Annotated in this window: 17 protein-coding genes; all 17 read right to left on the bottom strand. The window is 44.4% G+C overall.

Annotation, left to right across the window (positions count from 1 at the left end; all coding sequences use genetic code 11):
- Positions 1-10: 10 nt before the first annotated feature.
- Complete coding sequence (locus WSWS_RS02160; RefSeq protein WP_070229718.1) at positions 11-682, bottom strand: DUF4230 domain-containing protein; 672 nt, start codon at positions 680-682, stop codon at positions 11-13.
- 311 nt (positions 683-993) lie between these two features.
- Positions 994-1,371, bottom strand: coding sequence for a hypothetical protein (locus tag WSWS_RS02155; RefSeq protein WP_070229717.1), 378 nt, complete (start codon positions 1,369-1,371; stop codon positions 994-996).
- Between the two features lie 10 nt (positions 1,372-1,381).
- A complete protein-coding gene (locus WSWS_RS02150) occupies positions 1,382-2,089 on the bottom strand; it encodes an SDR family NAD(P)-dependent oxidoreductase (protein ID WP_070229716.1) in 708 nt (235 codons plus the stop codon).
- Between the two features lie 2 nt (positions 2,090-2,091).
- Complete coding sequence (locus WSWS_RS02145; RefSeq protein WP_070229715.1) at positions 2,092-2,514, bottom strand: MerR family transcriptional regulator; 423 nt, start codon at positions 2,512-2,514, stop codon at positions 2,092-2,094.
- A gap of 148 nt (positions 2,515-2,662) precedes the next feature.
- Positions 2,663-2,893, bottom strand: coding sequence for a hypothetical protein (locus tag WSWS_RS02140; RefSeq protein ID WP_070229714.1), 231 nt, complete (start codon positions 2,891-2,893; stop codon positions 2,663-2,665).
- Positions 2,893-3,114, bottom strand: a complete 222-nt coding sequence (locus WSWS_RS02135; protein ID WP_070229713.1) for a hypothetical protein — start codon at positions 3,112-3,114, stop codon at positions 2,893-2,895. Before WSWS_RS02135 ends, WSWS_RS02140 begins: the two co-directional genes overlap by 1 nt.
- A gap of 184 nt (positions 3,115-3,298) precedes the next feature.
- On the bottom strand, positions 3,299-4,624 hold the full coding sequence (locus tag WSWS_RS02130; RefSeq protein ID WP_070229712.1) for an FAD-dependent oxidoreductase: 1,326 nt from the start codon (positions 4,622-4,624) through the stop codon (positions 3,299-3,301).
- Positions 4,625-4,718: 94 nt separating this feature from the next.
- Positions 4,719-5,591 (bottom strand): DegV family protein, encoded by an 873-nt coding sequence (locus tag WSWS_RS02125; RefSeq protein WP_070229711.1) that lies wholly within the window; start codon positions 5,589-5,591, stop codon positions 4,719-4,721.
- 254 nt (positions 5,592-5,845) lie between these two features.
- The gene (locus tag WSWS_RS02120) at positions 5,846-6,274 is read right to left on the bottom strand and encodes a hypothetical protein (protein WP_070229710.1); all 429 of its coding nucleotides are present in this window, start codon (positions 6,272-6,274) and stop codon (positions 5,846-5,848) included.
- Positions 6,275-6,440: 166 nt separating this feature from the next.
- Positions 6,441-6,779 (bottom strand): preprotein translocase subunit YajC, encoded by a 339-nt coding sequence (gene yajC, locus WSWS_RS02115; RefSeq protein WP_070229709.1) that lies wholly within the window; start codon positions 6,777-6,779, stop codon positions 6,441-6,443.
- An 84-nt stretch (positions 6,780-6,863) separates the two neighbouring features.
- Positions 6,864-8,078, bottom strand: coding sequence for a tRNA guanosine(34) transglycosylase Tgt (gene tgt / locus WSWS_RS02110; RefSeq protein ID WP_114981092.1), 1,215 nt, complete (start codon positions 8,076-8,078; stop codon positions 6,864-6,866).
- An 18-nt stretch (positions 8,079-8,096) separates the two neighbouring features.
- Positions 8,097-9,143: a tRNA preQ1(34) S-adenosylmethionine ribosyltransferase-isomerase QueA gene (queA, locus tag WSWS_RS02105; protein WP_070229708.1), complete on the bottom strand. Its 1,047-nt coding sequence runs from the start codon at positions 9,141-9,143 to the stop codon at positions 8,097-8,099.
- Between the two features lie 8 nt (positions 9,144-9,151).
- Positions 9,152-10,159 (bottom strand): Holliday junction branch migration DNA helicase RuvB, encoded by a 1,008-nt coding sequence (gene ruvB, locus WSWS_RS02100; protein ID WP_070229707.1) that lies wholly within the window; start codon positions 10,157-10,159, stop codon positions 9,152-9,154.
- An 86-nt stretch (positions 10,160-10,245) separates the two neighbouring features.
- Entirely contained in the window at positions 10,246-10,839 is a 594-nt protein-coding gene (gene ruvA / locus WSWS_RS02095) for a Holliday junction branch migration protein RuvA (RefSeq protein WP_070229706.1), read from the bottom strand.
- A 137-nt stretch (positions 10,840-10,976) separates the two neighbouring features.
- A complete protein-coding gene (locus WSWS_RS02090; RefSeq protein WP_070229705.1) occupies positions 10,977-12,500 on the bottom strand; it encodes a PH domain-containing protein in 1,524 nt (507 codons plus the stop codon).
- Positions 12,490-12,975 (bottom strand): PH domain-containing protein, encoded by a 486-nt coding sequence (locus WSWS_RS02085; RefSeq protein WP_070229704.1) that lies wholly within the window; start codon positions 12,973-12,975, stop codon positions 12,490-12,492. The genes WSWS_RS02090 and WSWS_RS02085 overlap by 11 nt, the downstream gene beginning before the upstream one ends.
- Positions 12,976-13,185: 210 nt before the next feature.
- Positions 13,186-15,264: a glycine--tRNA ligase subunit beta gene (gene glyS, locus WSWS_RS02080; RefSeq protein WP_070229703.1), complete on the bottom strand. Its 2,079-nt coding sequence runs from the start codon at positions 15,262-15,264 to the stop codon at positions 13,186-13,188.

Below are 15,264 nucleotides of genomic sequence, written 5' to 3'. Positions count from 1 at the left end.
TTTTGTGAATTTATTTTGCAAAGGTAACTTTGACTTGATACTTCTTATCAATGGCATGAATTACTGATTGGTAGTAATTTGTCGCTGACTCTTTAAGCAATTTATCATAATGCTTCAAGTACTTTTCTTGCTTCTTAGTTGACAGTTGTTCAACGACTACCTTACCCGTGTCGATATCTTTTGTCGAACCACTTAATAATTGGCCTGATGAATCAAATACTTGGTAAGCAATTTTTTCATCAGGTTTAACACCAATCACTTTGAACTTTGGCACTGTAACGTGGATGGTATTACCATCTTTTTGTAGCTGAACACTTTTATCTATACCAAATTTAGCTTCATAATTAAGAATCAAAATAACTTGTTTTTTACTAAGTGGAATATTCAGTTTAGTCCATAGCAATTTAGTGCTATTTACCCGGCGTTCCACATCTTGAATCCCAGCCGTTACAAATACTACTTCGTGCACCTTTTCTAGTGACTTAATAGAGGTATATGAATCGCGTTCTGTTTGATAGATTTTAGTTGATGATGACTGCCCAGCCACATACATACTTCTAGCCCAATAGCCACCAATTAATAATCCTGCAATAAAACTAACAACTACTATAATCAAGATGATCTTGGTTTTTTGCAAAGATGAACGCTTTGATGATCTTTTCTTATTAGCTAATTCGAACATTTAATAATCCCTTTACTAAGTTTACTTGAGCCCAATATACCCAATTATGGCTGCGACAAAAAGAATAATCACCCCGATAAACGGATTGAGTGCTAAAAATCCTAGCCCGATTAAACCTAAAATAATTGCAAAAATTAACCCGATTTTCATATTTTTTCCTACCCTATAATGTAATTTAATGCACTTGGCATTTTCAGTTTATCATGAAAATGCAAGATAATCGATATACCATAGCTGCTTGGTAATCAAAAAAAGCCCCGATATGACATCGCGGTCTTTGGATTATCCTTTGTATTGAAAAACTGTAGCAATCATCTAGTAATCGTTACTACGATCCGATCATGTGCTTGATAGACATGTTCTGCACGGATACCTAACTCATTCACACCCGTATGTGCGCCATGATCAGCTAATGTGGCCATCATCGCATGATAATAATTGCTGGATGACCAATGCATCCCACCTTCGAGTCCTTTCACAAATAACTGATAAAAGGTTGCATGAATGGCCTCATCAGTCGCAACTGTCTCAATGATAATTTTGGTCACTTCATCGCCACGTTTAAACACCGTCATTGTAGCCAAAGCATCCCCGACTGTAACCGTATCTACCGAAGTATCTGTTAACCGCAGTGCCCCGGGGACACTTTGATTGAAGCCTGCTTGTAATGCTTGATAACTGACTAACATCATTTTCTCCTTAACCCTGAACTGATAGTTGGTTGAAATCTACTTCATAGGCGGCAATTTCGCTGCCATCCCAATTAACCAGCTTACCGTTATGATTTTGTCCATCTGATAGCGTGGCGACAATCAGTGCCGCCGCTGCTGCCGGTGTTTTCACAAAACCGCCGGCAGCTAGACCATTCAAATCAGTGGCGACCGCGCCGGGCATGAAGCCCCAGATGCGTCGTTGACTGCCACTTTGCGCAAAGGCCATACCATAATTCATCGTCAGTACGTTTTGGGCGGCCTTACTTGTTTGATATGCTAGTGGGCTAAAGTAGGCTTTCGGTGTGACAGGAATTGTGACGTTGATGATAACGCCATCTGCAGCTAAATTCGTCCGGAGGCCATCTATCAATTGATGCGTACCAAAGAAATTCACTTCCATCGTTTCACGCAATTCACGATCCGAAAAGTCTAACCCTGATTTATGCATATCACCTGGAATACCAGCGTTGTTCACGAGCAAATCCAGCGTGCCCACCGCTTGTTGAATCTCGGCTAAATTGTGCAGATCATTCAAATCCACGGGGACATACTGACCACCTAAAACCGTTGCTGCTTCTTGACCGCGGTTTGCGTTCCGAGCACCAATAAAAATTTCATACCCGGCAGCCTTTAACTGCTTGGCAATTTCAAAACCAATCCCTTTATTGGCACCTGTAATCAATGCTTTCTTCATCGTTAATTCTCCTCATTTTGTAAGCGTTGCTCGAATGATAATGGTGCTTTGCCAGCGGTTAGCTCATTCACCGTATCTGAGTAGCGTGCGATTTTTTGTTCGATATGGTGGAGGGCCTGTTGACGTCTTTTGATTTGGGCTTCAACTTCTGCGTGATGGGCGGTTAAGATGGCTAAGCGATCTTTGGCCGTACGATCACCGGCTTGCACCAGTTGCATGTATTTTTGAATATCGCGCAAAGACATATCCGTCTCTTTCAAATGGATAATCAATTGCAGTAAATCCATTTGCACTGGCGGGAATACCCGTTGCCCAGTTGCATTCCGTTCAACTAAAGGTAATAAGCCTTGTTTATCGTAAAAACGAATCGTCGATGTTGGAATCTGAAAGTATTCGCTGACTTCTTGCATTGTGTATCGTTGCATGGCACCCTCCAAAACTCATCTATGAACTACAGTCTATCAGTTAAACCATAGTTTAACGCAAGGACTAAGTTCATACGACTAAAAAACCCTGACAATATTGTCAGGGCCACCGTTACCTACATTGAGGGCAGGCTGATGATGAATTTTTTTATGCGGTTGTTGCAATCAGTGTTGTTTCACTGGTGGCGATCAAATCAACCCCCTTGAAAGCTTCGAAACGTCGCTTACCATTACTGGTAACAATGAACGGGTAACTTGCCATTTTCTTACCAAAATCTTCCGCCTTGGCTGGCAAAATACCTTCCTTGACATTGGTCATCTTCCAATGAATATCACCCGAAACACCCAAAAACTTGAAATCTAATGCGAATTCTGTCATTATTTTACACCCTCCACGTTTAAGACCATCGTTGAAACAAGTTCAATTCGATTAATTGGAATTAATTCAAGCTCATTCAAAGTTGCGGCGAGTTCAAGCACATTGGCTTCTGTGACATCCGGTGCCAACGTCAGTGAGCGGATTGCGACTACATCCTTTTCGGCACCTGTTTCATCATGATTCACGTGTTTGAACCGTGCTGTGGTTACTTTTACTGCCATCGTTATTCTCCTATTATATTTACAATTTTTGCTCACCATGGCCATGCTGAGTGTGACATGTCACCGTGATTTGGTGACACTAATAATAACGATTGAACCCGGTCTTTTGTCTCAAAATCATTGTAAAAATTAATTAATCAAAAAAACCGACTGAGATTTATTCATCTCAATCGGTTTTAAATTATTATAGTGTACTGTTGCGTAGGGCTGTTTCCCAAGCCTGGGTCGCTTGTTGGACAGCATCCCACGGTGCCGCAATTGGTGGTGAATATGACAAGTCATAATCACTGAATTCTTCCACGGTCATCCCCTGTTGAATGGCTGTTGCATAGAGGTCACTTCGCTTAGCCACTTCACTACCATATTCGCCAATCACTTGTGCCCCTAACAGACGATGTGTCTGCCGGTCACCGATAATCTTGATTTTCAACTTTGTAGCCCCAGGAATATAGGCCTTATGATCATCAACGATGATGGTATTAGCAAATGGGGCAAAGCCAGCGGCACTTGCTTCGGTTTCCAAAATCCCTGTCCGGGCAATCACCTTATCAAATAAGCGCATCACTTGGCTACCAACGATACCCTTAAAATGGCGACTAGCACCCAAAGCATTTTCACCAGCAATGCGCCCCTGCTTATGTGCCGTCGTACCAAGTGGCAAATAGGTTTGTCCCAATAAAACATGTTTAGTTTGGATCAAATCACCCGCCGCATAAATGTCTGGTAGATTAGTCTGCATCATGTCATCAACAATGACCCGCCCTTTGTCATCCACAGCCGCCCCGGCAGTAGCCAAGATTTCTGAATTTGGTTGTACACCCGTCACCACCAAAACCAAGTCATGACCGGCATTAAACAAATCTTCCGTATCAATGATGGCAACATTGGTGTGAACCGCCACCCCATGACTAGTCAGCAATTCATGGACAGTGTAGCCCATATCAGGGTCGACGGTTGACAGAACTTCTGGACCGCGTTGATACAAAGCCACTTCGATTCCCAACCTCACAAAGGTTTCAGCCATTTCAATCCCGATATACCCAGCACCAACAATAGCCACGTGTTGCGCATGTCGTTGGGCAATCGCTGTTTGCAAGCGGAAAAAAGTGGCCATACTGTGCAACTCAAACACATCATCCCGATCAACATTGGCAATCTTGCCGGCCTTTGGGCGTGCCCCAGTCCCCACGACGAGTTTGTCATAGGCAAACACCTGTTCCTCACCATTAGCATCAATGGCTGTCACGGTATGTTGGGCCACATCAATGCTCTTTGCGGTCGTATCTGGAACCATCGTCAACCCGGTGGCGGCAATTTCCTCAATCGTGCGGTGACGCAGTGCTTGCCAATCTGGCACTTCACCTGACAACGCATATGGTAGCCCACAAATTGACAAATTAGGGTAAGCATCGGCCATCATCATTGTCACTTCAGTACTTGGGTCCAATTCACGAGCCCGTAAAGCAACCATGATACCGGCATCAGAACCACCAATTACTAATAATTTCATATCATTTCTCGTTTCGCTTTTGTCTGGGGTAATTTCACATTAAGTATACCAACTATTGTAGGCGTCTGCATAATAAACAACAGCCTAGGCCAGCTTAATCAGCCAACAAATCTGCTGACCAAATGAAACCCATGGCCTTTTCACCAGTGTGGACACTGATGTATGGTCCAATCGGTCCGCGTACGACGCGCACTTGCTCATGCGGATAAGTCGCTTCAATTTCTGCCGCCCACTGATCGGCTAAGGCCCCGTTATTAGCATCAATCACCGAGACAAGTAAAGGTGTCGTGGCTGTTTTGATGGCTTGGTCGAAATCACGCTTGATGTGCATCCAAGCCCGTTTCATCATGCGTTCCTGACCGATCGCAATGATTTTGCCGTCTTCAAATGTCAAAAGTGGCTTGATATTTAACAAAGACCCAATCAGCGCCGTGCCCCCAGAGATTCGGCCTGTACGTTGTAAATGTTTGATATCATCCACCACAAACAAAACTTGGGTACTAGCACGTAACTCTGTCAAGGCGGCACTAATTTCAGCGACCGTGTGTCCAGCCAAGGCCATCTTAGCTGCTAAACGGGCTTGATTACCAGCACCAGCGGCTGCGATCTTTGAATCCCAGGCATGGACGTGAATGGTATCAACGGTCTGAGCCAGGCTTTGGACTGTATCAAATGTCCCAGACACCCCACTCGAAATGGTCACTACAAACACATCCGTGTAGCCAGCAGCCGCAATTTCATCGAACTTTTCCAACCAAATGCCGGGTTCGATTTGCGATGTTGTCAATGGGACGGTACTCGTGCGTTGCAAATCATAGAAGGCGCCCAACTCGGCCCATGACTCATTCTCATGGTAAACGGATTCCCCGGCCATAATGGGGGCGTTAACCATGAATACTTCTAGTTCAGCCACTTCAGTAGCCGTTAAATTGCTGGAGCTATCCACCAGCACTGCAATCTTTGTCATCTCAATCTCTTTTCAACTTTAAGTTTACTGTACATTATATCCAAAATCGTTCATTAAAACCGTTTATGATTTTAACACACGTGCCCCTGCCTTGTGAATTTATAAAGTATTAACCCAGGCAACCGTGTCCATTGGTGGCCCCATTATGTCATCAGTGTGCCTGAGAAAGAAAGGTGACATCCCGGAAAATCTCCAAGATGCCACGCATGCAACTATGCAATTAACTGTCGTAGGACCACTGATTGGATCAATGGTTAGCGTACTGCCTGATTAATGATCGCAGTGGCAATCACGTCACCCGCCTTGATTTTGATATCTTTAAGACCTAGGTTGATAAACTGGACTTCAATATTTTCACCTGAAACGACGGGATTAGCCAGCAACAAGCGCTTATGTTGCACAAAGGCATCGGCATTCACCAACGTGATGTACTCCTCATCACTCGTCGTAATGGTAATTCCCGTAGGCACTGTCACAGGTGCAAGGACAGTTTGCAAAGCTGGGTTATCACGTAACCCCTTCAACTGTTTCCCAACGGTTAAGATGTTCAACCCCTTCAAAAACTGATTACTGAGGACCGAGGGAATCACCACCTCAGTGGCTGCCGTGATGGCATACCCCGGTAGCCCTGCCTGATCAAAAGCTAGTTCAATCGCTGTACCGTGTTGTGTTATTTGACGCATTTTCTTTTCCTCAATCTGCTATTACTGATTAAACGGCATGATAGCATGCTTGGTGGCCACCATCACGCCAATCAAGCATCCTTAACTAAATAACCAAGTCACCTTTGCGGTAACTTGGTTATTTTACTGTGTTGGATGTGCAAGCCACCAACGCAGCTAGCCATACTTACTTAACGTTGACATCTTTGTCTTCAACAACTTCTTCAACAACTGGTTCAGTGGCTTCAGCAGCTGCAGGAGTAACTACTGGAGTCGTTTCAGTTGGGACCACCGTGCGAATAGCAGAGCGATCAAACGTCAAGTAAACACCTTCGACGTCTAAGACAACGATCTTCTCATCAAGTGAATCAACAATACCATGCAACCCACCAATGGTAACCACCTTGGTACCCTTTTGGATTTGCGCTAACATTTGTTGCCGTTGCTTAGCTTGCTTTTGTTGGGGCCGAATCATCATGAAGTACATAGCAGCGATGAAAATAACAATAATTAAAATCTGGCTCATTTTGAAAAATCCTTTCGTGATAACACTAATTTTTAGTGAACATACTTAAATTGTAACAAGATATTCACATGAAATGTGAACTTTTTAGAATAACCGCGCGTTAGGTTTGTTATAACCATACTTTTCCAAGACTTCAGCTCGGAATTCCAAAAAGTTATCTTCCAGAATCGACTTACGCATATCTTCCATTAACTTCAAAAGGTAACGGAGATTGTGAACACTGGCAATATTTTGGGCATACAACTCGTTTGCCTTGAACAAGTGGTGCAAATAGGCTTTGGTGAAGTGCTGTGAGCCGAAATCATCGGTATGTTCATCGATTAATGAAAAGTCGCGCGCAAATTTACCATTAGTAATAACAATTCGGCCGTTATCCGTCATCAAGGTACCATTACGACCAATGCGTGTTGGTAAGACTGAGTCAAACATATCAATACCGCGCATCGCTGAATCAAACAATGAATCTGGCGCAGCCACGCCCATCAAGTACCGGGGCTTGTCGGCGGGTAATAATGGCATCGTGAAGTCCAAGACCCGGTTCATTTCTTCCTTTGATTCACCAACTGATAAACCACCCACGGCGTATCCTGGCAAATCCAACGCAACGAGTCCTTCAGCGGATAACTTACGTAATTCCTTAAAACCGGCGCCTTGCACGATGCCAAATAAGGACTGGTCTTTGGGACGCGCATGGGCTGCCTTGGCACGTTCGGCCCAACGCGTAGTCCGCTCAACTGAATTTTGAACATATTCGTATGATTCAAAATAAGGAATAGCTTCATCAAGTTGCATCATGATGTCTGAACCGAGATTATTTTGAATACGCATGGCTACCTCTGGAGACAGGAACATCTCTGCACCATCAACGTGATTTTTAAAGGTCACGCCTTCTTCAGAAATTTTGTTGTTTTTTGATAATGACCAAACTTGGAAACCGCCTGAGTCAGTCAAAATGGGACCATCCCACTGCATAAATTTGTGTAGACCACCCGCTTCAGCAATTAAATCATCACCAGGACGCACCCACAGATGGTAAGTGTTTGACAAAATAAACTGGGCATTGATTTCTTCCAAATCACGTGGTGATACATTCTTCACTGAGGCCTGGGTACCAACGGGCATAAACATCGGCGTGTGCACAATCCCATGCCGGGTGTAGATACGACCCAAACGAGTACCGGTATGCTTTTCGACATGTAGTAACTCATAAATTAATGGTCGGTCGGGGTCATTAAGATACTCTTCTTTAATTGGAAATTTCTCCAATAAATATCGATCAAATTCGCTAAATTGACGCATTTTTAATTAATTCCTCTGCTATTTGTGAATAAACATGGCATCGCCGAATGAGAAGAAACGATACTTTTCGGCCACAGCATGTTGATAGGCATTCAAGATGCGCTCGCGACCGGTAAAGGCGGCGACTAACATCACTAATGTTGACTTTGGCAAGTGGAAATTTGTGATAAAGGCATCAACAATTGTCCACTGGTAACCCGGCTTGATAAAGATATCCGTCCAACCGGAATCTTCTTGCAATTCACCATCGAACTTTGACCCGATCGTTTCCAACGTGCGAATGGACGTTGTACCCGTGGCGATGATGCGACCACCATTTTGGCGTACTTCATTCAAAGTATCGGCGGCAGCTTGCGTTAATTGATAAAACTCAGAATGCATCTTGTGATCTTCAATATTTTCTTCTTCAACGGGGCGGAAGGTTCCTAAGCCAACGTGCAAAGTTAATTCAACTAACTTCACACCCTTGTCTTCAACTGCCTTTAACAATTCAGGCGTCCAGTGCAAGCCCGCCGTTGGCGCTGCGGCAGAGCCATTGACCTTTGAATAAACGGTTTGGTAACGCTCTTGGTCTTCTAATTTCTCTTTAATGTATGGTGGCAATGGCATTTCACCCAAAGATTCCAAAATTTCGAGGAAGATCCCTTCATAATGGAACTCGACATAGCGACCACCATGTTCCAATTCACCGACAACCGTCGCCGTTAATTCACCATTACCAAAAGAAATTTCTTGGCCAATATGGTACTTACGCGCCGGCTTAAGCAAAACTTCCCAAACATCCCCATGATCCTGTCGTAACATCAAAACCTCAACGTGACCACCAGTCTCAGGTCGCGTACCATGTAAGCGCGCTGGTAACACACGTGAGTTGTTCATCACAATCGCATCACCGGGTTGGACATAATCCAAAATGTCATAAAAATGCTTGTCTTCATATTCGCCAGTCAAGGCGTTCAACACCAATAGTCGTGACGCATCACGTTGCTTCAATGGTGTTTGTGCAATCAATTCTTGTGGCAAATCATAATCAAAATCTGATAGTTGGTAGTTCTGTTCAGTCATAATCTCTCTTAATCACTTTCTGTATAGGGTATGTTCAAGTGTGCATAGGCGGCTGCCGTCACCACGCGACCACGTGGTGTGCGTTGTAAGAACCCGATCTGTAGCAAATAAGGTTCATACATAGACTCAATCGTATCAATCTCTTCCCCAATATTTGCCGCAATCGTTTTCACACCCACCGGTCCGCCTGCGTAATAGTCAATCATGGTTGTTAAAATTTTGCGATCGATTTGGTCGAGACCTTCACGATCGATTTTTAGCAAATCTAACGCGTAATCGACCATATCAATATCAATAGCCGTCTGGTCTTTGACCATCGCAAAATCCCGCACGCGCTTGAGCAAACGATTGGCAATACGTGGCGTACCATGTGAACGTCGAGCTAATTCCAGGGCCCCGACACCTTCAATCGAGATCCCAAAGATATCTGCTGATCGTAGCACAATATCCGCTAACTCTGTTGGCGTATAGTAGGTCATGTGTTCGAGAATGCCAAAACGATCGCGTAGTGGTTGTGACAACATCCCTGCCCGGGTTGTCGCCCCAATCAAAGTAAATGGCGGCAACGGAAAATGGACTGGTCGGGAAGTTGGTCCTTCACCAACGATGATATCCACGAAAAAATCTTCCATCGCTGAATAAAGCATTTCTTCAACCGTTTTTGGTAACCGGTGAATTTCATCAATAAATAAGACATCACCTGGCTGCAACTCGTTCAGCAACGCCAACAGGTCACCCTGTTTCTCAATCGCTGGGCCAGTCGTTGTGCGTATCCGGACCCCCATTTCATTAGCAATCACCATCGCTAACGTGGTTTTACCCAGACCTGGCGGACCATATAACAGGACGTGGTCCAACGGCTCTTCACGACGCTTCGCCGCTTCAATGTATACCGACAAACGTTCTTTCAGTGGTGCTTGGCCAATGTATTGTGATAGGTGGGCAGGACGCAGACTTTTTTCAATGATTTCTTCATTCATATCCAATGGTTCGTTGTTCAACATATTCTCTGCCATCGCACACCCTCAATTTCTGGTCAAAAATAGACCAAACGTTATTTACACTTGGTCTATTTTAGCATTATTTGTCTATTTGCGCTAAGTTACATCAGTAAGCGCAGGCCAGCCGAAACATAGTCTGCTGTCTCCATTTGCTCACCCGCTGCCAAGAGCTTGCCAATGCGGGTCACTTCTTTAGCCGCATAGCCCAACGCTTGCAAGGCTTCCAATGCATCATCCAAAGCTGGATTACCTGAATTAGTAGTTGGTGTTGGCTCGACAATTGGCATGCCATTAAAGGGTAGTTCACCCAATTTATTTTGGAGATCCAAAACCATCTGTTGTGCCGTCTTTTTCCCAACCCCTGGGAACTTCACCAAGAAGTTGACGTCGCCCGCTGCAATCGCATTGACTAACCCGGTATGGTCATCGTTGGCCAAAATAGCTAAGGCACTCTTTGGCCCGATTCCAGATACTTGCAGCAACTTTTGGAAGAGTAACTTCTCTTCACTCGACAAAAAGCCGTACAAGGTAATGTCGTCTTGGCGCACGATTTGTTGTACGTAGACACGCTCTAATGCATTCTCTGGAAAAGCATACGGGTTGGCAACCGTAATACGATAGCCCACACCACCGACTTCAACCACGATATAAGTTGGTTCAATGACCGTGATGATGCCATTTAAGTATTCGTACATAACGGTACTCCATTCGTAATCACTATGCTATTAAGTATAACAAATTAACATTAATTAAGCTAAACCTAATTTGGTCAAACTAGTGCTAACATTGCGCAATCTAAACGACCTCGAACAAACCTGATTTTGAATGGTGACTAATCATGCAATAATCCATTTAATTGTTGTTTTAACTGCATTGCAGCTTGCATTGGTAGATATAAATTACGAATATCTCGCCAACTATCCCCACGCCGAACACGAATTTGAAGATGCACAAGCTGGCGTTTTGCTAACCAGATTGATTGACTCAATGTATATGATTGAATAAATTTCGTCGGAATGATAAATTCCTGGTTCGTTAGCCCTTTTGTCTGGCTAATTAATAGCTCTTGCTCCACAATATCGATTGCGACGCGACTATCATTGGCTTGTAAATGAGTAACAAACCACTGATAGACTACCCAAGCCATAAGTAGCAACCCTATACCGATGCCAAAACGCACTACCAAGGATACCGGCAACCTAATGAACCAAACCATTCCCAAACCACCTGTTATCACGACGACCAGTCCCCAGGAGATGATAAATCGCCAGCGGAGAAAGGCAGCTTGTGATACCGGTCGTACCCAGGCTAAATCACGCTCAAAATTAGTTTCACCGATAAATCTGCCAATCATCCCCCAAGCTGATTGATATTTAACCACCGGCATTAAAGTGATCACCCCAGCGGCGTCATCAGGTGTATCATTCCCCGCCCCAGCAGTGGTGGCCGTATCAGCACGAAAAGTTGCTAAATTTAGTAACCGTCGCAATGGCTTACGCGAGGTATAAATGGTTTGTAACCGCCGCAATTGGATTTGTGCAGTGCGGTGACCAACCAACCCGGCCTCTGTTGAGAGAGTATTTTGTTTTTTCATGAGCGTGAAACCATAGTAGCGGTTAAACTCACGTAAGAAATCAACGACCAAGGCAATCAGTAACCCGACCGAGGCAAACATCAAACCCATGATCACGCCCATATGACCAACTGAAGTTAATAGGTGCTCGGTGACTTTATCTGGCACAACCCGACTAACGATATCTTGAACCGCGATGATTGATATCAAGACTGACAAGGGCCCCAACCCGGTCAAGGCGTACTTCACTAAATCGGTGATAGCAATCACATATATATTATCGGCCGTGCGGGGATATAGCACCTCTGGTTCAATGACGGTGTGCGTTTGATTCTGGATACGATAAATCGTGTTTTTAATCATCTCAGCTTGCGCCAAAGGCAAGGTTTTGATGGTCCCAGCATTCCCATTATTCTGTCCTGCAGTATCAATCAACAAATCATAATGATTGATGATCTGCAGAAGCAGGTTTTGCTGTAAATTGACCCCCTGAACCTTCTCCAAAGGAATATGCACGCTCTTCTTAATAAACACCCCTGTTTTGATGATAATCGTGGTACTCGTCATGAGGTATTTTTGATTGAAATACTGCACCACTGACCAACCAATCAGGCTAAGTAAAAGTCCCCCAATAATGAGCCATAAAACATCGGCATGATCCGCGGCACCAAAAATACCGCCTAAAACAATGATGATGACATTTTTGATGTTTTCAAATAATTGAAGGAGGATATGCCATGGTGACAAACGCTGTTCTGGAATAATCACTTGCTCATCGTTCATTGTCTTCCCGTGCCTTTCGAGCCGCCGCAATCAACAGATTACGTAACTGTTCAGCTTCTTTTGAAGTCACGCTGTCGATCGATGCGCCTGACCCTGCGGTAAAAATATTGACCGATTGCAAATCCAACCACCGCCCAAATGGCCCCTGCGACAAATCGACGTTCTGAATGCGGTTGATGGGAATTGTTCGATCGGTCCGGAAGAATAACCCTTCCTGCAGTGACACAAAATCAGTCGTGATTTGATATCGTCTGAATTGGTATTCATAAACCACCACCAACGCCATCAGGATACCTATAAAAATTACGACCACCATTGGTCCAAAAACCCATAGCGCCGGTAATTTAAAGAATGATTTTGCACAAAATGCCCAAATTCCTGCACCAATCATTAAGCCAACCGTGATCATAGCTCGGTGTAATAACCATAACCACCGGACCCGCACTGGATACATTTCACCATCAAGTTCTAACATTGGAATTCTCCTTACTCCCTTAAGTACCTACATTCTAACATAGGACTATTGTGAATTCATGATTGAAAAATGATTAAAAAAGCGCGCTAGCACGTCTCATGAACAATACATTCGTCTGCTATTTAACTAAGATTGATTGCTAACTGCCCACTCTGTGACAACTAAAAAAACCAACCCTGTCCCGAAGACACGGTTGGTTTTTATTAATCATTAGTTTGACTTTACGTCTAATTCCATGAAGTTGGCTAATTGTTCTGATTCCTTTGAAACCAAAGCCAATGTGGCCAAACGATTGTTCTTCACAGCTTCATCTTCAACCATCACCATCGTGACGTCAAAATATGCTGCGATAGCTGGTTGCAAAGCCAACAATTTGACCAAACGCTCATCAGCTGAACTAGCATTGAACGCTGAAATTTCAGCGAACAAAGTCTTTTCCGCTTCATTTTCAAACAAGGCCGTATCAACGACCGCTGCCGTTGGATTCTTTGATGTTAAGCGAGCGACACGCGTCAATGCTTCCACACCTTCACGGAAGTTAGCATCATCAACATGTGCTTGCAATACCTTCGCAGTAATCATGACGGCTGTTGTATCGGCATTGTTATTCTTGGTAACCGCATTGATAATATCAACGCGGACACCATCATCCTTCAACGCTTTGACAACTCGGTCAGTCAAGAAGTCAATGACATGATCAACATTGGTCAATAATTGGGCTGCGACAGCTTCTGGGAGACCAATGAAATCCTCAGTGGCGTTAATTTCAGCGATCGCTGCAATCAAGAGTTCACGGACATCCAATGACCAGTTGGTATCAGCTAAGATGGCGACCACACCAGTAGCGGCTCGACGCAAACCATATGGATCATTTGAACCAGATGGAATCATATCACCGGCAAAGAAGCTCAACAATGAATCCAGCTTGTCAGCCAAAGCCAAAATGTTACCCAAGGTTGACTCTGGGGTAGCAGTACCCGCACCCAAAGGCATGTAGTGCTCACGAACAGCTTGGGCGACGGCAGCGTCTTCACCGAATAAGACCGCGTACTTCTCACCCATGACACCCTGCAACTCGTCAAACTCACCGACCATGCCTGTCATCAAATCGAACTTGTAAATATCAGCAGCACGACCTAACTTAGCCACTTCAGCGGCTTCTAAGCCCAATGCCTTTGCAATGACAAGGGCAATCACCTTGGCACGGTGGGTATGATTAGCCACTGAACCCAACTTCTCGTGGAATGACACCACATTCAACTTGTTGTTATAAAAATCAATATCGTGCTTTTGATCTTCATGATAGAAGAATTTAGCATCTTCCAAACGTGCGATCAACACCTTTTCATTACCGGCAATCACGTTATCGATATGCTCAGCATTACCGTTACGAACGGAGATAAAGTGAGGCAATAGATGCCCCGCTGCATCAATCACGTGGAAGAAACGTTGATGTTCCTTCATTGAAGTAATCAGCACTTCATCAGGCACTTCTAAATAGTCTTCAGCAAACCCACCCGCAAAGGCAGTTGGGAATTCGACAATATTGTTAACTTCTTCTAGCAAGTCTTCATCAATCACAACCTGCCAGTTGTTGTTAGCCGCAATGGCTTCAACCTGATGACGAATATTTGCTTTACGTTCGGCAGCGTTGGCTTCCACAAAGACTGCCTTCAACGCTTCTTCATACGCAGTAGCTGAGGCAATCTCCACGTCATGGCCCAAGAAACGGTGACCACGTGACACGCGACCAGTGGCCACTCCCAAAATATCAAATGGAATGATGGCTGTATCTAGCAAAGCCACCAGCCAGCGAATCGGACGAACATATTCGAACGAATGACGGCCCCACTTCATCGTGGTTGAGAAAGTCATGGCTTCAATAACCGTCTTAAACTTGGTTAACACTTCAGCAGCTGGTTGACCTGCTTCAAACTTATTCAAGGTCACATATTCAGCACCGTTAAATTCTTTAAAAATGATGTCGGCCGTTGTCATCCCCTTACCACGGGCAAATCCGATGGCTGCCTTTGTAAAGTTACCATCAGCATCCAAAGCAATCTTTTTAGCTGGTCCCTTCAACTCTTCTTCAACATCTTCAGCCTTCTCAGCTACATCCTTAACTAATACGGCCAAACGACGGGGTGTTGAGAATGGCACAATTTCACCATGACTCAAGCGCTCATCCGCAAAGAAATTTTCTGTGCGGGCGACCAATTGATTGATGGCTGGCGTAACCAAGTGAGCTGGCACTTCTTCCAAACCGATTTCTAACAAAAAGTTTGCCAT

The organism is Weissella soli (genome assembly GCF_001761545.1).
Lineage (GTDB): Bacteria > Bacillota > Bacilli > Lactobacillales > Lactobacillaceae > Weissella > Weissella soli.
The sequence above is the reverse complement of the archived record's forward strand: the minus strand, read 5'-3'. Positions and strand labels throughout refer to the sequence as shown.

Coding starts and splice junctions, on each gene's coding strand:
- WSWS_RS02160 (WP_070229718.1), bottom strand. CDS start 682: ATGTTCGAATTAGCTAATAAGAAAAGATCATCAAAGCGTTCATCTTTG.
- WSWS_RS02155 (WP_070229717.1), bottom strand. CDS start 1,371: ATGTTAGTCAGTTATCAAGCATTACAAGCAGGCTTCAATCAAAGTGTC.
- WSWS_RS02150 (WP_070229716.1), bottom strand. CDS start 2,089: ATGAAGAAAGCATTGATTACAGGTGCCAATAAAGGGATTGGTTTTGAA.
- WSWS_RS02145 (WP_070229715.1), bottom strand. CDS start 2,514: ATGCAACGATACACAATGCAAGAAGTCAGCGAATACTTTCAGATTCCA.
- WSWS_RS02140 (WP_070229714.1), bottom strand. CDS start 2,893: ATGACAGAATTCGCATTAGATTTCAAGTTTTTGGGTGTTTCGGGTGAT.
- WSWS_RS02135 (WP_070229713.1), bottom strand. CDS start 3,114: ATGGCAGTAAAAGTAACCACAGCACGGTTCAAACACGTGAATCATGAT.
- WSWS_RS02130 (WP_070229712.1), bottom strand. CDS start 4,624: ATGAAATTATTAGTAATTGGTGGTTCTGATGCCGGTATCATGGTTGCT.
- WSWS_RS02125 (WP_070229711.1), bottom strand. CDS start 5,591: ATGACAAAGATTGCAGTGCTGGTGGATAGCTCCAGCAATTTAACGGCT.
- WSWS_RS02120 (WP_070229710.1), bottom strand. CDS start 6,274: ATGCGTCAAATAACACAACACGGTACAGCGATTGAACTAGCTTTTGAT.
- yajC (WP_070229709.1), bottom strand. CDS start 6,779: ATGAGCCAGATTTTAATTATTGTTATTTTCATCGCTGCTATGTACTTC.
- tgt (WP_114981092.1), bottom strand. CDS start 8,078: ATGCGTCAATTTAGCGAATTTGATCGATATTTATTGGAGAAATTTCCA.
- queA (WP_070229708.1), bottom strand. CDS start 9,143: ATGACTGAACAGAACTACCAACTATCAGATTTTGATTATGATTTGCCA.
- ruvB (WP_070229707.1), bottom strand. CDS start 10,159: ATGGCAGAGAATATGTTGAACAACGAACCATTGGATATGAATGAAGAA.
- ruvA (WP_070229706.1), bottom strand. CDS start 10,839: ATGTACGAATACTTAAATGGCATCATCACGGTCATTGAACCAACTTAT.
- WSWS_RS02090 (WP_070229705.1), bottom strand. CDS start 12,500: ATGAACGATGAGCAAGTGATTATTCCAGAACAGCGTTTGTCACCATGG.
- WSWS_RS02085 (WP_070229704.1), bottom strand. CDS start 12,975: ATGTTAGAACTTGATGGTGAAATGTATCCAGTGCGGGTCCGGTGGTTA.
- glyS (WP_070229703.1), bottom strand. CDS start 15,264: ATGGCAAACTTTTTGTTAGAAATCGGTTTGGAAGAAGTGCCAGCTCAC.